A 17,270-nucleotide genomic window follows, 5' to 3' on the forward strand; every position below is an offset into this window, starting at 1 on the left:
CAATCACGCGTTGATGTCTATTTATTACAACATTCATTTCAGGACAGCTCAACCATAAGTTATTCAGATGTCAAAACTGTGCTTGACGATGCAGCTTCATCTTGCTTACTTTGCTTACGATTCATCCACATATAAAATACCGGGGTGAATAGCAGCCCAAAGAAAGTAACACCTAACATACCAAAAAACACGGCGACACCCATTGCTTGGCGCATTTCTGCACCTGCACCGGACGCCAGCACAAGTGGCACCACACCTGCGGTGAACGCAATTGAAGTCATCAAAATTGGGCGTAAGCGCAATCGACATGCTTCAACAATCGCTGCAAATGGTGTACTCCCTGTATCATTCTTTTCTTTAGCAAACTCAACCATCAAGATGGCATTTTTACATGCCAGCGCAACCAGTACGATCAGCGCAATTTGCGTAAAGATGTTGTTGTCTCCGCCAATCCACCATATGCCAAGCAACGCTGAAAATATCGTCATCGGTACAATCAAAATGATAGCTAAAGGTAACTTTAAGCTTTCATATTGCGCGGCTAGCACCATAAACACCAATAGCACGACCAATGGGAAAATATACATCATGGTGTTACCGGCTAAGATTTGCTGGTATGTCACATCTGTCCATTCGTAGTCCATGCCATTTGGTAAATGCTGGGCTAAGATAGCTTCAATCGCTTGCTGTGCCTGATCAGAGCTGTAACCTGGGGCTGGACTGCCATTCAGTTCAGCACTTGGATAACCATTATAATGCATCACCCTATCAGGACCTGTCGTAGGCGTTGCCGTTAACACAGAGCCGAGCGGTACCATATCGCCACGCACATTGCGCACTTTCAAGGCCAATATTTGCTGCGGATCAAGTCGACTTTGTGCCTGTGCTTGTGCCGTGACTTGATACGTTCTACCAAACATATTGAAGTCGTTGACATACAATGAGCCCATGTATACTTGCAATGCATTGAATACTTCGGATAACGGAATACCTTGCAGCATTGCTTGTTCTCGGTCGATATCTATGTCCATTTGTGGCACTTGAATTCTAAAGCTTGAAAACATCCCCGTCAGTGCTGGGTCTTTTCTCGCTTCATTCGTTACCGTTTGTAGCGTATTGAAAAGTGCTTCAAATCCTTTATTGCCTCTATCTTCAATTTGTAATTTAAATCCACCGGTCGTACCAAGGCCTTGGATCGGAGGCGGTGGAAACACAGCAACAAACGCCTCATCTATAGCTGTAAAACGTTTGTTCAACTCCATCGCAATTGCCATCGCGGACTGACTTGGATCTTGGCGCTTTGTAAAATCCTCTAAAGGCGTAAATACAATGGCCGAATTTGGACTATTAGTGAAACCATTCACTGACAGACCTGGAAACGACACGGTATTTGCTACGCCAGGTACTTGTAAGGCAATTTGCTCCATTTGTCGTGTTACGGCTTCAGTCCTGTCTAAACTCGCAGCATCTGGTAATTGTGCAATTGCGACCAAGTATTGTTTATCTTGCGCGGGAATGAAGCCCCCAGGCACAGAGTCAAACAACTTCATTGTCGAGCCGATCAAGGCAAGATATAAAAGTCCAACTACAGCAGACATACGAATGAGTTTTTTAACGACCTTTTCGTAGCCTTCACTGCTTTTTTCAAATAAGCGATTAAATGGCTGGAACACCCAACGACCAAATATCTTGTCTAACACTCGCGTTAATCTGTCCGGTTCACTATTGTGAGGCTTCAACAACAAAGCGCTCAACGCCGGAGACAAAGTTAACGAGTTAATTGCAGAAATAATCGTTGAAATGGTGATCGTTAACGCAAATTGCTTATAAAACTGACCCGATAAACCGGTGATAAACGCGGTTGGAATAAACACCGCACACAGCACCAAAGCAATCGCAATAATTGGACCTGTCACTTCACTCATCGCGAGCTTGGTTGCTTCAACAGGGCTGAGGCCCTTACCTATGTTCCGTTCAACATTTTCAACCACCACTATCGCGTCATCGACGACGATACCGATTGCTAGCACCAAGCCAAACAAAGAGAGCGTATTAATTGACACACCTAACCACTGCATAATCGCAAAGGTACCAACGAGCGACACGGGCACTGCAATTAATGGAATGATAGAAGCACGCCACGTTTGTAAAAACAAAATCACAACAAGCACAACCAGCACAATCGCTTCAAGCAGTGTTTTGATCACCGCATCAATTGAGCCTCTTACGAACACAGTCGGATCATAAACAATATCGTACTCAACGCCTTCTGGAAATGCCTCACTTAGCCTCGCCATTGTTGCTCGTACTTGTTCAGACAATTCAATTGCGTTGGAGCCTGGACGCTGGAAAATAGGCATCGCTAATGCTGGTTGACCGTCGAGCAACGCGCGCAAAGCATAGTGATCTTGACCAAGTTCTACACGAGCAACGTCTTTTAATCGTGTAATAGCCCCTTGCTCACCAATTTTGATCACGACTTGTTCGAACTCTTCAATGCTACTCAAACGTCCACGAACATTAAGCAATACTTGAAATTGAGATTCATTCGCCGCAGGCTGTGCACCTAAGCTACCCGCCGCAACTTGCTGGTTTTGCTCTCTCAGCGCTTTAACAACATCCATCGCCGTTAACTGGTTAGAGGCCAGTGCATCTGGGTCGAGCCACACACGCATCGCATATTTTCCGCCGCCAAAAAGTTTCACATCGCCCACGCCAGGAAGACGTGCGATTTCATCTTTGACATATAAATCTGCGTAGTTAGACAAGTATGTCGTATCGTGACTGTTCGTTGGCGAATACAAATGCACCACCATGGTCAAGTCCGGTGATGCTTTTTGTGCCACCACACCTAACCTTTGCACCTCTTGTGGCAGTCTAGGTAGCGCACTGTTCACTCTGTTCTGCACTTGAACTTGCGCCCTATCTAAATCAGTACCAAGCGCAAAAGTGACGGTCAACGTCATACGTCCATCGCTAGTTGCTTGCGAAAACATATACAGCATGTTTTCTGTGCCATTGATCTCTTGCTCCAATGGTGTTGCGACCGTTTGTGCAATAACCGTTGGGTTTGCGCCCGGGTAACTTGCAGACACAACCACCGTTGGAGGTACGACTTTAGGGTATTCACTGACAGGTAATTGAAAGAGACTGATAGCACCAGCAATCAATATCACCAACGACAACATGGCCGCAAAGATCGGCCTTTTGATGAAAAAGTGAGAAAATGACATCTCTACTCTCCTCGTTCAGCAACTAGCAACTGAGTCGTGTCTTTAGACATCATAACCAACAGGTTCTGTTCAGGTTTAACTTCTACCATTTGTGGCGCAATCGGCATGCCTGGACCGACTCTCGCTGGACCATTTACCGCCACTTTATCACCAGCGCTTAGTCCTGTTTTTATCACGCGCATAAGTCCATAACGCTCGCCCAAGGTAACCAATCGATATTGCAGCACATCCTGTTCATCGGTAACAAGAACAAAGCGATTTTTTAAGTCTGTACCAATTGCGGTTTCTGGTACTAACACATGCTCTTGCACTTCATCAGCGGCAATGCTGATACGCGCAAATGAGCCGGGCTTTAACTTATCCGATGCGTCAAAAACGGCACGAACTCTCAAAGTGCCTGTTTGTTCGTTAATACGATTATCAACAAAATCCACTACGCCCTGATGATTGAATTGCTTTTCACCTAACAATTGCATCACCACCGCTGTTTTCTTGTTACCCTGCAATTGGCTAAACTGCTCATGCCAAGTGCGTTCGTTGATATCGAAATAGGCATATACAAAGTCATCTGAAACAATATGCGTGAGGACGCTTTGTCCCGCTTGAATCGTGTTACCTGTCGTTAGTTCTGCGCGCGATACAACACCAGAAATAGGTGCTCTAACTTGTGCATACTCTAAATCTAACTTTGCAGCATCAAGCTTTGCTTGGGTGGCCAATACATTCGCCTTTAACTGAGCTTGCAATGAATTTCTTCTTTCAACTTCTTCTTGCGCTATCGACTTACTTTTCAATAAACGTGATGCTCTTTTTGCGTCACTTTGTGCTTGCGCAAGTTCTGCTTTTGCACTTTGTAAACGTGCTTCTAATTCGGTTACTTTGACGAGAAAAGGCCGTCTATCCAGCGTAAACAATACGTCTTCGGCTGATACACTTTGCCCTTCTTCAAAGTTTACTTGTGCAATGTTGCCGGACACTCGAGGGCGCAACTGGACTTGCTCGACCGCTTCTAAACGACTTGTGTACGTAAAGCGGGCTTGCACTGGGTAGGCTTTGACTTGTGTGATGTCAATAGGCTGCTTGAATACGTGTGCTTGTTGCTGAGTTGCTTCTGCATGTGACTCGCTGCAACCACTTAAATGCGCTAGACACCCTACGATGGCTAATGCTAACAGTGATTTTTTCATGGTGTTATCTCTCCTTTCCTACATAGCAGTCAGTGTACAAAAGAGAAAGAAGCCGAAAAAGCATCGATTTTTAAATTAATTAATGCCACAATGGCACCAATTAAATTTCATCGGATGCAAGTTATGGATACTAGTACGCGTTTATTGATGTTTTTAGATGTGGTTGAAAGGGGCTCATTTGCTAAAGCCGCGCAAAACAGAAATATTGACCGTTCCGTTATATCCAAACAAATCAGCAAGCTAGAGGATGAACTAAGCGTTCGGTTACTAAACCGCACCACGCGTTCATTTTCACTGACAGCCGCTGGTGCAGAAATGGTAAAAAAAGCGCAGCAACTCAGAAAGCTTTTAAGCGAAACTCAGTTGTTAGCAGAAAACTACCATACAGAACCTAAAGGCCTGTTAAGAATATCTAGTTCAACAATTATAGGCAGAAGATATGTACAACCTGTAGTGAATGAATTTCAAAAACGCTTTCCTCAGGTAGAAATCGAACTGCGCTTGGAAGATCGTTTAGTTGACATTGTGGGCGAAGGGTATGATCTGGTATTTCGCGTCGGTGAGCCAAAAGATTCATCTTTAATCGCACGAAAAATTGCCCGCAATCGACTGATTATGCTTGCGACCCCCACTTTCCTTGAAGCCTATGGGACACCCGCTGACATGGAACAATTGGCCGAGCTTCCCGCTGCAACCTATGCCAGTGACGGTTTACGTTTTACTGGGATTAACTATTTAGATAACAACAACGAGCCACGCGAGATCCCCGTTAAAAGCATATTTCGTAGCAATGATGGTGAATTGCTTATGATGAAAGTGTTGTCAGACACCGCATTTTGTACCGTTCCTGCTTTTCTCGTGGATCAAGAAATACAAAATGGCGAATTGGTTCCTTTGCTAACTCATGTCAAATTGGCCGACTATTCAGCTTTATATGCCGTTTATCCGCACCGCGATTTGCCAGTTCGAACCCGACTATTTTTTGATGCTATGCGTGAATTCATAGGTAAAGATGTGCCGATATGGGAAAAGAACATTCCAAACTTTGAACACATGTATGGCTTTACTCCCCCCATAAAGCCACCTATGTTTTAGCGCATATTTCGCTTAAGATAAGAGTCCAGCATTGGGCTCAAAGCAATAGACGGCTGTTAAAATTTACATACTGTGGGCAAGATTCCTTGTTTAATACCATATATAGGGCACCGTTGAATCGCACTCTAATTTATTGATTAACGGCATACCACCAACCTAGGCTCACATTACCACCACATGAAGTTAGTATTTTTTTAGCTCGGATTTAACCAGACGATTTGAATCTACCCAACTGATACATTCGTTCAAAGGCAGTGCAGCACTTACATTGAAGCCCTGTAGGTAATGACAATTTAACCCGCACAAGTGATCTGTAATCCTGTCATTAGTGACACCTACGGCAATAACCGGCAATCCCATTTTCTTTGCCATAAACAGCGTTGTTTCTACTATGATTTGTGACTGCTCATCACTCAAACAATGTTCAACAAACGCCCTATCAATCTTAATTTGCGACAATGGCAAATCTTTAAGCATGGTAAAAGAAGAAAAACCGCTACCAAAGTCGTCCACAGCAACAGCAAAGCCCATCTCAATGAGCACATCACAAAGCGCTCTCGTTTTAGGTATATCCATCGCCATTGTCCGTTCAGAAAACTCAAAGAGAATGTGCTTTGCATCCACGTCGGTGCGAGTAAGTAAACTGGCTAGTAAATTAACCAGCTCTTTATTTACAAAATCACAACAAGACAAATTGATATGTACAATTAAATTCGGTTCGCAATTGAGTAAGTCAGGCAAATCTTCAAACACCTTATTGATCACAAAGGTATTTAGCTGACGATTTAAATTACTATTTTCCGATGCGCAAACAAGTTGCTCTGGCACGGTAAGTCCACCGCTTTCTTGCGGCCAGTGTGCTACTGCTTCCACTGCATACACTTCGCCGGAACTAGCGAGAATGATAGGCTGATAAAACACTTTAAGTGTTTGCTTTTCCATCGCTTCACTTAATTTTGCTGAGATATGTAGATCATGGCTATTATTTTGGTGTACCGCCGCGTCATAAATAACCAGCGTTTGCCCCGACCGTTTGGCGAAATACATCGCATCATCTGCTTTTTTTAACATGCTCGTACAGTCAGTATCGGTAGTCACATCATAAATCACCGCGCCCGCACTGTAATAGATGTCAACACGTGCATCATCGACCAATAATGATTGCTCCAAGGCTTTCATGAGTTGATTATTTTGCTTATAAATTTGACTTTCTGTATCACCTTCTATGAGCAAAATAAACTCATCCCCCCCCATTCTAAATATCACACTCCCTTCTAATAGAGCTTCTTTGATCCTATTAGCAAAGGCAATAAGTACCTTATCTCCAAATAAATGCCCCACTGAGTCGTTGATATTTTTGAAGTTATTTAAATCAATTAAAAATAGTGCAAATGGCTGTTTGGCCACAATTTTGTCTTCAATACTATCAATGCAATGCTCCCTATTGCTCAGCTTGGTAAGAAAGTCAGTTTGCGCATGGCAGCGCTCGTATTCAAGCAACTTAGCCAGTTCCAAAAGACTATTTTTACAAAGGTGATTAATGATAAGAACGAACACAGAGCCGAAAAAGAGAATACTCGAAAGCCCAACATTCAGTAAATCTGAAGATTGCACATCGTACAAATACGCACCAAATAGACAATATCCAAGAATGAAGAACACGATCAGTGCGAATAGCACCCGCCAGCCAACATGATTTGATATCTGACAAATTCTATACGCAGAATAAAGAGAAAAGCATAATCCGACTGCGCCTGCAAAAACTAGGAGCAATGAAAGCAAGCTCACGGCTCAATTCCATGATGAAAACAATGATCAGAGTATAGTTTAAAAAATTGCGATTATACGTTGTCGGCCAAAGCACGCTCGATATGAGGCGGGAGTTGGTATTGTCAAAACCAGCTCCCAAGTAGGAACATATTATGGAAAGTTAGGAACATTTTAGGATGGCATACAACTGATCTTTTAGGTGTAACCTTTGCTTTTTCAAAGACTCTAAGTATTCATCCGAGGTATTTTCCACACCTTCTTCAATACGGATCACTTCGTGGTCAACATTATGATAGTCATCAAATAAACGTGCAAAATGACGATCCTTCATTTTTAATTCGTGAATTTTTTCTTTAAATTCTGGTAGTTCTTTCGCAAGACTGTGGCGCTCTATAATCATAATTTTATTCCTATTTGTGTGGTTGTTTGTGCCTTTATTGGATGAATTTAGAGTACGCCCATCATTGCCTTACAACCTTGATCTAGCACAACTTGAAGCCGCTTTTAGCACAAAAAAAACCTCACAAGAGTGAGGTTTTTGGGCAAGTATAAAAAATTGAAATCGATTATTTCAGCTTCGCCGTTGATTCACGCGCAATGAGCTTAGCTTCTAACGTTGCCTGATATATATCAGCTTGATCATCGCCAATTTGTAATATCAAATGTTCTACGGCTTGACGTGTCATTTCTTCAACAGGCTGTGCTATCGTGGTTAGACCCGGCCAAATATGTCTTGCAATAGGCGCATTATCAAAACCAGCAATAGAGATGTCTTCGGGCACCTTGAGTTGTCTTTGCGTCGCTAATTTAAGTACCGCTGCCGCCATGTAATCATTTGACGCGAACACCGCACTTGGCCTTGGCGATAAATCTAGAATTTCTTTCGCACTATCAGCACCAGAGTGATAACTAAAGTTACCTTCGGCAACCAATGCTGAGTCAACGTCAATGTTGTGCTCTTTTAGCGCTCGTTGGTAACCATGAAAACGTTGCTCTGTTGCGCTGTGATCTGGGTGACCTTTAATAAATGCAATGCGCGTGTGGCCTAAATTAATCAGGTGTTCCGTGATCTCATAAGCCCCTTGCTCATCATTGCTGCGTACAGAGATGGAACCTTCATCATCTATCGCCGACGCGACGCGTGCAAAGTGAATGTTTTTCTTCTTTAGAAAGTCGATTAACTCTTGTGAATCTGAAAAAGGAGGCGTGAGCACTAAGCCATCTAATCGAGACGTCATTAATAATTGTTCTATGTTCTCGATCAACGCATCTCCTCGCAACTCGCAAGGGTGAATAAGTAGATTGTAGTTATGCTTATGACAGGCCTCTAACGCCCCACTTTGTACCCGAGTAATGTAACTTTTACTTGGATTGTCATACAAGCAACCAATAATAAAACTGCGATTTCTCGCCAAACCTCGTGCAATTGGATTGGGTGTGTAATCGAGTTCTTTAAAAACCTTTAAGACTTTTTCACGCGTTGCGGGACTCACGTTAGGCTCATTATTAAGCACACGAGATACCGTTTTCTTAGATACACCTGCGTAGGTTGCAACACTATTAATGGTTACTTTTTTCATGCAATTATCTCAAGCCTCTTAGCTACCTCGACGCTCGTGTAAACACGCAGCAGCACCAATAAGAGGAATATTATCTTGTACAACTAAAGTGACTGGGATCTGCCCTACATACTGTGACATAAGGCCTTTTTCCGTAAAACGCTCTACAAAGCGACTTGATAATAGGCGATCTGTCATTCTGGGTAAAATACCACCACCAATATAAACACCACCCAGCGCACCAAAGGTGAGTGCAAGATCACCCGCTACACTGCCCATCCAGTCACAGAAATGAGACAAGGTCGCATCACAAATCTCACATTCGGATGCCATTTGGCTAATTTGAGCCGCATTAAGATCCATTGCTTGATGACCTTTCACATCAGCCATAGCGCGATACAATCGTGCTATACCCGGGCCGGAAAACACGTTTTCTATCGACACATGTTGCAAATTAGCACGTAGCGCGTGCAACAGCTGACGATCTAAAGCTGTAACCGGCGCAAGTGTGATATGGCCTGCTTCACAGCTCATCACCGCACTACCATTAATGTCTCTGGCTAAACACGCAGCGCCAAAACCAGTTCCTGGGCCCATTACCGCAATATTGGCATGATGTTCGGGCTGCCCTGATTTCAGTATTAAGTTTTGTTTTTCATTTAAATACGGCGCAGCGTAAGCAAAAGCAGCAAAGTCATTAATCACGGCTAAGTCCTCAAATTGCATTTGAGTCTTAAGTTCCGCTATACCGAAATGCCAACCAAGGTTAGTCAAATAAACTTGTTGCGCTTTTATCGGCCCCGCAACGGCTAAACACGCTCGTACAGGTCTTTCAATAGGTAACTGTTCAAAATAACGATTTAAAGCGGCTTCAAATGACTGAAACTCTGCACTTGGGTAGGTTAACTGATGCTGTATTTCGAATTGATTAGTGATATTGCAGTAATTGGTAACCACTGCGAAACGCGCATTGGTGCCGCCAATATCGGCCACAACAATGGGAGCAAAATCTTGTTCTTGGTAACTTGTTGTCTGAGTCATGTTGTTTTCTCTTTTATCATCGCGCTTCATGCGCTTATTTTTATGCTCAGAGCCATTGTGCCTGCGCATTTATTTTTGTTATCCACTCAGCTAAATTTGCACGCTAGCCGATGTAAAAAATGCTGCCCATAGTATGGGCAGCCAATACGTTTTGACAACAAAATGATAAAACGCCCTCATTATGACACCGGTGTCAGAATTCATCAATAAAAAAATGACAATTCAGCCAAAATTGGTTGAAATATTTATTTAGATGCTGACAATAAACACCTCTTATCTCTGTCGAGCAAAAAAATGAAACACAAAGGCAAAGCGACTTCATTTGACATAGCGCATTACGCGGGCGTCTCGCAATCAACCGTCTCTCGCGCATTGAGAAATAGTCCTTTAGTCAACGAAGAAACTCGACGTAAAGTGCACGAAGTCGCTGCAAAGTTGAATTATAAAGTCGATAAAAATGCCAGTAACTTACGCACGCAGCAAAGTAGCACCCTTGCCCTATTGCTATTTGAAGACCCAACCACTGACGAATCTCAAATCAATCCGTTTTTTTTGAGCATGCTGGGTAGTATTACGCGGGCCTGCTCAAAAGAGGGCTACGATCTGTTAGTTTCATTCCAATCTAGTAGTCAAGATTGGCGCGCAGATTATGAAGACAGTCACAGAGCTGATGGCATTATTTTACTTGGCTATGGCGACTATTTAGATTATCAATCAAAGCTGCAACAGTTACTGGATCAAGATACCAAGTTTGTGTGCTGGGGTGCAAAAGTGGATGGCCGCCCAGATCTAACCGTCAGTTGCGATAATTATGGTGGTGGACAACTCGCAGCTAAGCACCTGATCGACAAAAAACGTACGGATTGCGCGTTTATTGGTGATGCTTCTCACCACAGCCCAGAATTTTTTGCTCGCTACCAAGGGTTTAAAGATACATTCGACCAGCATGGGATCACTTTGAATGAGCGTAAAATTGCCAATGCCATCTCCACTGAAGACTCAGGCTATCACGCAACGAAATCTTTAATAGCCAATAATATAAAATTTAACGCCTTATTTGCGGCAAGCGATCTCATCGCGATCGGCGCGATGCGCGCCCTAAAAGAAGCAAATATTGAGGTACCAAAAGACGTTAATGTGGTTGGCTTTGACAATATTCCAGCGGCAAGTTACGTGTCACCTGCGCTGACAACCATCCAGCAAAATACCACGCTGGCGGGGCAGATGTTGGTACAAAACCTACTCAATTTGATCCGTGGAGAACATGTGGAATCGACCTTGTTGCCACCTAACCTGATTGTTCGCCATACCTAAAAGAATGGAGGCGAATATCACATATCGATATTCGCCCATCGGGGTATTACTCGTAGTTTTGCTCTAAGAAAACAGATTTTTCAATTTGTTCAAAGATGGAGTTGTAGTACGCCGGTTCAACGATCATTTGTGTTTCTAGTATTTCCCCTTCACTATTTAGTCGTTTTGCCACGGCATTAATACGCACAGTGGTAATGCCTTGTCGCTGGGTAACATTGCCAGAAAGGTCCACAACCAAAGAATCGTCGAGGTTGTTATCGCCAAAGATCCAGTTCAACCCAAACGTCAGATACGTTGCAAGTGCTTTAGTGAGCACCTCTCCCTTGTTGAGTTTGGTGGTTGTGTAGCTGGCCAAGACAACACCCGCGTCAGAATCCGACGCTTTTAAAATAAACTCTCTATCTAACAAAGCATTAATCAGTGCTTTATACACTTCAAGCTCATTAGTACTTTGGTATTCTTTAGTCTGCATGCTTCTCACTTCAAGCGTCGACATTTGTGGCTTGGTTGAAGCGCAGCCTAGAGTCAAAAGCGTTAACGTGGAGAGGATTATCAACTTGATATATTTCATTCGCATCGCAACCTAGGTTTAGAACTTACTGCGATGATAGGCAATGCTCTCTACATTACTCGCTTGATCAAACTTGATAATCACCGTGAGCGTGTTCGAACTCACTTGGCTAGAACCGTATTCTGACGAAATGATGCCGCCGCCATGTCCTGCAAAGTAACCTAAGGTACCACCCGTTGTTTGATATACTTGTTCTTTTGAAAATTTATCGTAAACCCAAACTTCATTGCCATTCGGTGCTGTTTTCACTATGTTGGGACTGCCTAATGCAACAACTACATCGGTTGACGGCATGCCTTTTTTGATCTCTTTTTGCACTACGCCCACTGTAAGCTTGTCAACTTTTTCACCTTGTGTTTGCGTAGACTGGCAGCCAGTCATCACGCCACATAAGGTTACTGCTGCAAGTAGATTAACGAGTTTAGGGTTCATGCTATTTCCTTTTATTTTTTGTTTATAGACAGGGCTCAGTGCACACTTATCCCCTTGATTTCCCTGTCCCATTTATTTTATGACAAACGTGCTATCAATCGTTCCTGATCATAATACGTACAACTTTACTGCACTGTCATCACTTTGCGGGTGTATTTGCCTCAATTTGTGCACTGATCCAATCAACATAATTTGAAATGCGCACTTGATAAGATTGCCCGCCATAAAGACCATGTTTAAATGTTTTTAAGTCACCCTTCACATAATCCCAGCTAAACATGCCCGCCAAATACGGTTTCCCTTTATGCGTTATGATCAACGGCCCACCGCTATCACCAGAGCCATCGATGCCTTCTAACACCGTGGTATTTTCCCCCGGTGCATCTAAAGTGATAGATAGCCAATTGCCATCAACGCGCGTGATCTTGTTGGTCATAGTGCGTAGTACTTTTTCGCGTTTGGTTGCATATACCGAGCCTGCTATTCCATTCCCTGTTGAACCTCGACCAAACGCGTTAATTTCCTTGCCCTGCTCATCATGGGCTGTATAGAGCGCAATAGGCTTAACATGTTCCACCTTTTCAACAAGCTTAATCAGTGCAATGTCACTGGTCGTTTTCATAAAATCCATTAGTGGTTTCGCATCACCAGAAAATAGACTGTTGTCTGGTTTCTTCGCATTTTCGTGCACAATAACTTTTTCAATCGTGAATGTTTTGCCATGAATGTTCAGTTTTTTACCTGTGTAATCTGAGAAAATGAGGTGCGAGACCGTGACAATCCATTGAGGGCGGATCAACACGCCATGCCCTTCGCCAGGCATATCAATTAAAAAACCAGGGACATTTTCGACAAGGTATTTGTTTGGTTCAACATCGTGACGCGTCACAATTGCAGCACTTTGAAATGCACAGCCCATCAACAATGCTGATAACATCAAACGTTTCATAAGACATCCGGTAATAGTTTGTTTTTATAGAATTTCAACCACGGGAGACATTACTGTAGACAACAGAAAATTACTAGCTTAGAGACAGAGTTGATTAGATAAATTTTGTAAGAAGTGATTTCTAAATTCGAGGGGTTGTAAATGATATAAGCTCAGTAGGCGATAAACTATCGCCTACTGATTGAGAAACTTAATTACTTAAGATCTTGCTCCACAATGGGGTAATGGTCCCACACCTGTTTATCTGCCAAAGAGCGCACCAATTTTACGTATTCCGCATGTGTCCATGCCAATGGCGTTGCCGAGTTGGTTCCCTCTCCAAATGTGTAACCGTGCGGGTTGACGCCTACATTGTCCCACACTTGTTCAGGTAGCATCATGCCTTCGTTAGCAAACAACTCCATACCTTTAACGTAGGTGTTTTGAATATCTTTTACTTTTTTAGCATCGAGTGAGCCATTCAAACTCGCTGCCGCAATTTCGTAATGACCACGCTCGCCGGTGAAAAACGGCCACACGCGTCCGCGCTGTCCGGCGGAGTTAGTTCCACCTTGTGCGTAGTTGTTGCCTGTTACCTCATCTTCACCATAGCCATCATTACCATAGCGACGATAGCCCGGATAACTGCCTGCTTCACCCTCAAAAGTAAAACTGTATTTCACGCGCAGATTATCAATCATGCTTTCGTCGTCATACTCAGGCAAAGTCGCTAAAATGCTTGACGCATCAGCGCTACGTACGCCGTAACGAACCAACTCTAAAAAGCCACCATCAACAATGGCTTTTTTATTCATGCCTTCGCGGCCATTGTTGCTATTGATCTTAGTATTACTGTTCGGGTTTGTGTCTTGGCCAATCCTGAAAAAGTACTTGCCATCTGTGGCTCGGCTTTGCGCTTGTTCAGCGAGTACACCGTTGTCGGTGAACATCAAGGCTTCAACTTGGCTATCATACTTTTTAGCCACTTCTAAATAACGACTTGCCGCCGCCAAATCACCACTGTGTTTGGCGATATCGGAGGCAGTCACTAGACCGGAAATAATTGCTGCAGTCGTCGATGGTGAAAAACCATTTTGCTCTTCCCAACGCTCTTGCTGTGTAGCTGGCGGTGTAATTTGCGTGTCATTCCAGAGAATTTTGGCTTTACCACCGTGTACTAAGAAGTTTGCCGCAGGTTTAAGCATTTTTTTATACCAGTAGCTTAACTCATCATCACTCAGTACGTTTGCTTGATGTAATTTCCACGCCAGCATAATTGGCATCGCAGTTTGGTCTAACTGCACCCCAACCCACTCTAGCTCACCATCGACATGCGTTTTTTGTAAAAACCAGCCTGTATCGCCGTTGTTGCCCGGTGTAGAATCACTCACTTGTACTTTTTCTAAGTACTCAAATGCCGTTTTTGCGGTTTGATGATCGCCCATGGCCATAAATGCCATCGCCACTTGATAAAAATCTCTCACCCATACGGCTTTATAACCCGTTGAGCCTTCAATCGCGGGCACAGTGTCACCCCATGGGTTAGATAAAGATGCAATGAGCGCCCCCGCATAACTTTTGTCTTCCTGCGCTTTTAACACCATGGCACTGGTATGCAGCAATTTACCGCCATCGGCACTGTACTGAGTTAGTCGTTGCATGGGAGCCAATGAAGCAAGGTAATCTTCCCAACCAATTGCCTCTCCCTTACCATTGTAGTTATCCAGTACACGCTGATAACCTTTTGCCAGCGTTTGCTTAGCTTGCGCTGCACTTGCTTGGGCAGATTGACCAAAGCTAAGCACTAAGTCATAACTTGCTGAACCATCAACTTCGCCAAGTTTACCTAGAAGGCTCACGTTGCCAGACTGCTCACCAGTCGATGAGTAAGTTTTTTCAATTTTTTGCTCTTGTAGCAGTGAGTCGATATTGTCACTTTGACCCGTAAAACCGACTGACGCTTGTGCAAAGCCGCCGCTCATTTGCATCGTTAAGTAGTTGTCCCCTTCATTTGCTTGTAACCCTGCTTGGGTCACTTTGGCAAAATCGTTTACACCATTGTTATTGATATATGGGTTTGCAGACACATATGCTGCTAAAGGAGTCGACACATTGCTACGAATATCCGCACGCACGAACAAACTTTGGCCATCAGGATCAGTAAATACATGCTTTTCAAGTTCAAAACGACCTTGTTTATCTTTACTGATCACCTTATAAGCAAGTGATAAAGGACGTCCTTGCGTATCTTTGTACAAATAATCAACGGTAATATCAAAAGCATCTGAGTTACTTTCAGCCACAGTAAACGGACGACCATTCTCGTCAGTACCTGTGACAATAAACTGCATATCTTTAAGTTGTGCTTGGTGAATTAAGCCAAACATGGTTTCTGTGATCATGCCTTTAGCTATCGAAAACCATACCTTAGAGACAGTGCCTGTTTTTGCGTTATCAGCGTAATGACCATCCAGATACGCTTCAAATGAAGTGCCTATGCCCGTTTTTCCCGAATAAGCCCAATATGGTTTATCTCCTGGTGCCCCCGGCGCAACGGTATCTGTGTTGGTATTTTGATAGTTGGCACTGCCACACCCTACAAGTCCTGCAGTCAGTAGCGCTAGCGTTAACTTATTAATTTGTTTCATTGTTTTCCCCTAAACGTCGGTGGTTTTTACGCGCAATACAGATATGGCAGCAAAGACAAAAGATACACCACCGATGAGCAAAGCGTAGATAGGTTGGTTTTCAAACAGATGTCGAACGATAAGCCCGAGAATACTGGCCGCCAATAATTGAGGGATCACGATAAAGAAGTTAAATATCCCCATAAATACGCCCATTTTATGACTTGGCAGTGAGTTACTCAGCATCGCATACGGAAGCGATAAAATAGATGCCCACGCAAACCCAACACCCACCATTGGCAACCATAAAAGTTGTGGATTTGAAATAAATATAAAACTGATCAAAGCAAGCGCACCGAGCAACAAATTAAGCATGTGCGCCTTAGCAAGGCCAATACGTTTAACCATCATTGGAATAACAACGGCAGCCAACGCAGCAAAACCGTTGTACGCAGCAAACAATACCCCCACCCAATCAGCACCGTCGTTATACGCCTTACTGGTTACATCGGTCGTACCGTAATGAAAGCTAGTTACCGCTGATGTTGTATAGATCCACATAGCAAAAAGAGCAAACCAACTGAAAAACTGCACAACAGCCAATTGGCGCATCGTGTTTGGCATCGTAAATACGTCGTACATAACTTGATAAAAGCCGCCAGCAATACGTTGTGAGTTTTGCAAATACCCTGCGAGTAACTGAACCGTGGCAAAGCTAAGTAATAAGCCTGCGAGTAAATACAGCTCTTTTTCAAGTTGCAATGCAATCACACTCGCAAGCACCCCACCACCTAGTACAGCAAATATCAAAGCGCCTTTGGCAAAGTTGATGGTCTTTAACGTTGATGACTGAATTGTCTGGTGCGCTGCTTGCCCATCAAAACTGGCGAGTTCTTGCGGGCTGTACTCTTTGGTTTTTACAATCGTCCACATGACAGCCAAAAATAGGATGGCACCACCATAGTAAAACGCGTATTTAACCGAGTCTGGAATTTGGCCCTCAGCTGCGGTATTGCTGATATCAAACCAGTTAGTCATCATCCAAGGTAAGGCCGAAGCAACAATGGCACCAATGCCAATAAAGAAGCTTTGCATCGCATACCCTGTTGCTCGCTGTTTTTCATTTAAGTTGTCGCCAACCAAAGCTCGAAACGGTTCCATCGTGACATTGATAGAAGCATCCATTACCCAAAGTACACCCGCCGCAACCCAAAGCGCTGGCGAGTTAGGCATAATAAACAATGATAATGTAGTTAAAATCGCGCCATATAAGAAAAATGGACGACGACGCCCCAAGCGCCCCCAAGTTTTATCGCTCCAATAACCAATAATGGGCTGTACGATTAACCCCGTTAATGGCGCTGCAACCCATAAAATGGGAATATCATCAACAGACGCCCCTAAAGTTTGGAATATTCGACTCACATTGCCGTTTTGCAGCGCAAAACCAAATTGGATCCCCAAGAATCCAAAACACATATTCCAGATCTGCCAAAAGCTTAAGTTTGGTTTT

Annotated in this window: 13 protein-coding genes; 2 read left to right on the top strand and 11 right to left on the bottom strand. The window is 43.6% G+C overall.

Translation table 11 applies throughout. From position 1 onward, the window contains the following. Positions 1-59 precede the first annotated feature (59 nt). Together AC5FX4_RS13615 and AC5FX4_RS13620 are read right to left on the bottom strand one after the other, a co-directional pair. Entirely contained in the window at positions 60-3,233 is a 3,174-nt protein-coding gene (locus AC5FX4_RS13615; RefSeq protein WP_493606909.1) for an efflux RND transporter permease subunit, read from the bottom strand. Between the two features lie 2 nt (positions 3,234-3,235). Continuing rightward, positions 3,236-4,420: an efflux RND transporter periplasmic adaptor subunit gene (locus tag AC5FX4_RS13620; RefSeq protein WP_493606910.1), complete on the bottom strand. Its 1,185-nt coding sequence runs from the start codon at positions 4,418-4,420 to the stop codon at positions 3,236-3,238. 123 nt (positions 4,421-4,543) lie between these two features. Between AC5FX4_RS13620 and AC5FX4_RS13625 the strand changes: the two genes are divergently transcribed. Further along, entirely contained in the window at positions 4,544-5,515 is a 972-nt protein-coding gene (locus AC5FX4_RS13625) for a LysR family transcriptional regulator (protein ID WP_493606911.1), read from the top strand. 183 nt (positions 5,516-5,698) lie between these two features. Here AC5FX4_RS13625 and AC5FX4_RS13630 read toward each other — a convergent pair whose 3' ends face one another. The 4 genes from AC5FX4_RS13630 to glk form a co-directional block, all read right to left on the bottom strand. Further along, on the bottom strand, positions 5,699-7,303 hold the full coding sequence (locus AC5FX4_RS13630; protein WP_493606912.1) for a putative bifunctional diguanylate cyclase/phosphodiesterase: 1,605 nt from the start codon (positions 7,301-7,303) through the stop codon (positions 5,699-5,701). A 142-nt stretch (positions 7,304-7,445) separates the two neighbouring features. Continuing rightward, entirely contained in the window at positions 7,446-7,685 is a 240-nt protein-coding gene (locus AC5FX4_RS13635) for an HP1242/YdcH family protein (RefSeq protein WP_493606913.1), read from the bottom strand. Positions 7,686-7,851: 166 nt separating this feature from the next. Then, positions 7,852-8,865 carry a LacI family DNA-binding transcriptional regulator gene (locus tag AC5FX4_RS13640; protein ID WP_493606914.1) on the bottom strand — a complete coding sequence of 338 codons (1,014 nt, stop codon included), beginning with the start codon at positions 8,863-8,865 and terminating at the stop codon, positions 7,852-7,854. Between the two features lie 18 nt (positions 8,866-8,883). Then, positions 8,884-9,885 (bottom strand): glucokinase, encoded by a 1,002-nt coding sequence (gene glk, locus AC5FX4_RS13645; RefSeq protein WP_493606915.1) that lies wholly within the window; start codon positions 9,883-9,885, stop codon positions 8,884-8,886. 294 nt (positions 9,886-10,179) lie between these two features. On the opposite strand from glk, the gene AC5FX4_RS13650 reads away from it, so the two are divergent. Next, positions 10,180-11,199, top strand: a complete 1,020-nt coding sequence (locus AC5FX4_RS13650; RefSeq protein WP_493606916.1) for a LacI family DNA-binding transcriptional regulator — start codon at positions 10,180-10,182, stop codon at positions 11,197-11,199. A gap of 46 nt (positions 11,200-11,245) precedes the next feature. Here the strand turns inward: AC5FX4_RS13650 and AC5FX4_RS13655 are convergent, their stop codons facing one another. The 5 genes from AC5FX4_RS13655 to AC5FX4_RS13675 form a co-directional block, all read right to left on the bottom strand. Continuing rightward, on the bottom strand, positions 11,246-11,671 hold the full coding sequence (locus AC5FX4_RS13655) for a hypothetical protein (RefSeq protein WP_493606917.1): 426 nt from the start codon (positions 11,669-11,671) through the stop codon (positions 11,246-11,248). Between the two features lie 117 nt (positions 11,672-11,788). Further along, entirely contained in the window at positions 11,789-12,202 is a 414-nt protein-coding gene (locus AC5FX4_RS13660; RefSeq protein ID WP_493606918.1) for a hypothetical protein, read from the bottom strand. 139 nt (positions 12,203-12,341) lie between these two features. After that, positions 12,342-13,151 (bottom strand): trypsin-like serine protease, encoded by an 810-nt coding sequence (locus tag AC5FX4_RS13665; protein ID WP_493606919.1) that lies wholly within the window; start codon positions 13,149-13,151, stop codon positions 12,342-12,344. A 194-nt stretch (positions 13,152-13,345) separates the two neighbouring features. Further along, complete coding sequence (locus AC5FX4_RS13670) at positions 13,346-15,778, bottom strand: glycoside hydrolase family 15 protein (protein WP_493606920.1); 2,433 nt, start codon at positions 15,776-15,778, stop codon at positions 13,346-13,348. 9 nt (positions 15,779-15,787) lie between these two features. Further along, positions 15,788-17,236 carry an MFS transporter gene (locus AC5FX4_RS13675; RefSeq protein ID WP_493607824.1) on the bottom strand — a complete coding sequence of 483 codons (1,449 nt, stop codon included), beginning with the start codon at positions 17,234-17,236 and terminating at the stop codon, positions 15,788-15,790. Positions 17,237-17,270: the final 34 nt, after the last annotated feature.

It is taken from the genome of Pseudoalteromonas sp. ATL1, assembly GCF_058933015.1.

Excerpts from the sequence above, each read along its gene's own strand:
- AC5FX4_RS13615 (WP_493606909.1), bottom strand. The coding sequence starts at position 3,233 with ATGTCATTTTCTCACTTTTTCATCAAAAGGCCGATCTTTGCGGCCATG.
- AC5FX4_RS13620 (WP_493606910.1), bottom strand. The coding sequence starts at position 4,420 with ATGAAAAAATCACTGTTAGCATTAGCCATCGTAGGGTGTCTAGCGCAT.
- AC5FX4_RS13625 (WP_493606911.1), top strand. The coding sequence starts at position 4,544 with ATGGATACTAGTACGCGTTTATTGATGTTTTTAGATGTGGTTGAAAGG.
- AC5FX4_RS13635 (WP_493606913.1), bottom strand. The coding sequence starts at position 7,685 with ATGATTATAGAGCGCCACAGTCTTGCGAAAGAACTACCAGAATTTAAA.
- AC5FX4_RS13640 (WP_493606914.1), bottom strand. The coding sequence starts at position 8,865 with ATGAAAAAAGTAACCATTAATAGTGTTGCAACCTACGCAGGTGTATCT.
- glk (WP_493606915.1), bottom strand. The coding sequence starts at position 9,885 with ATGACTCAGACAACAAGTTACCAAGAACAAGATTTTGCTCCCATTGTT.
- AC5FX4_RS13650 (WP_493606916.1), top strand. The coding sequence starts at position 10,180 with ATGAAACACAAAGGCAAAGCGACTTCATTTGACATAGCGCATTACGCG.
- AC5FX4_RS13655 (WP_493606917.1), bottom strand. The coding sequence starts at position 11,671 with ATGCAGACTAAAGAATACCAAAGTACTAATGAGCTTGAAGTGTATAAA.
- AC5FX4_RS13660 (WP_493606918.1), bottom strand. The coding sequence starts at position 12,202 with ATGAACCCTAAACTCGTTAATCTACTTGCAGCAGTAACCTTATGTGGC.
- AC5FX4_RS13665 (WP_493606919.1), bottom strand. The coding sequence starts at position 13,151 with ATGAAACGTTTGATGTTATCAGCATTGTTGATGGGCTGTGCATTTCAA.
- AC5FX4_RS13670 (WP_493606920.1), bottom strand. The coding sequence starts at position 15,778 with ATGAAACAAATTAATAAGTTAACGCTAGCGCTACTGACTGCAGGACTT.
- AC5FX4_RS13675 (WP_493607824.1), bottom strand. The coding sequence starts at position 17,236 with ATGTGTTTTGGATTCTTGGGGATCCAATTTGGTTTTGCGCTGCAAAAC.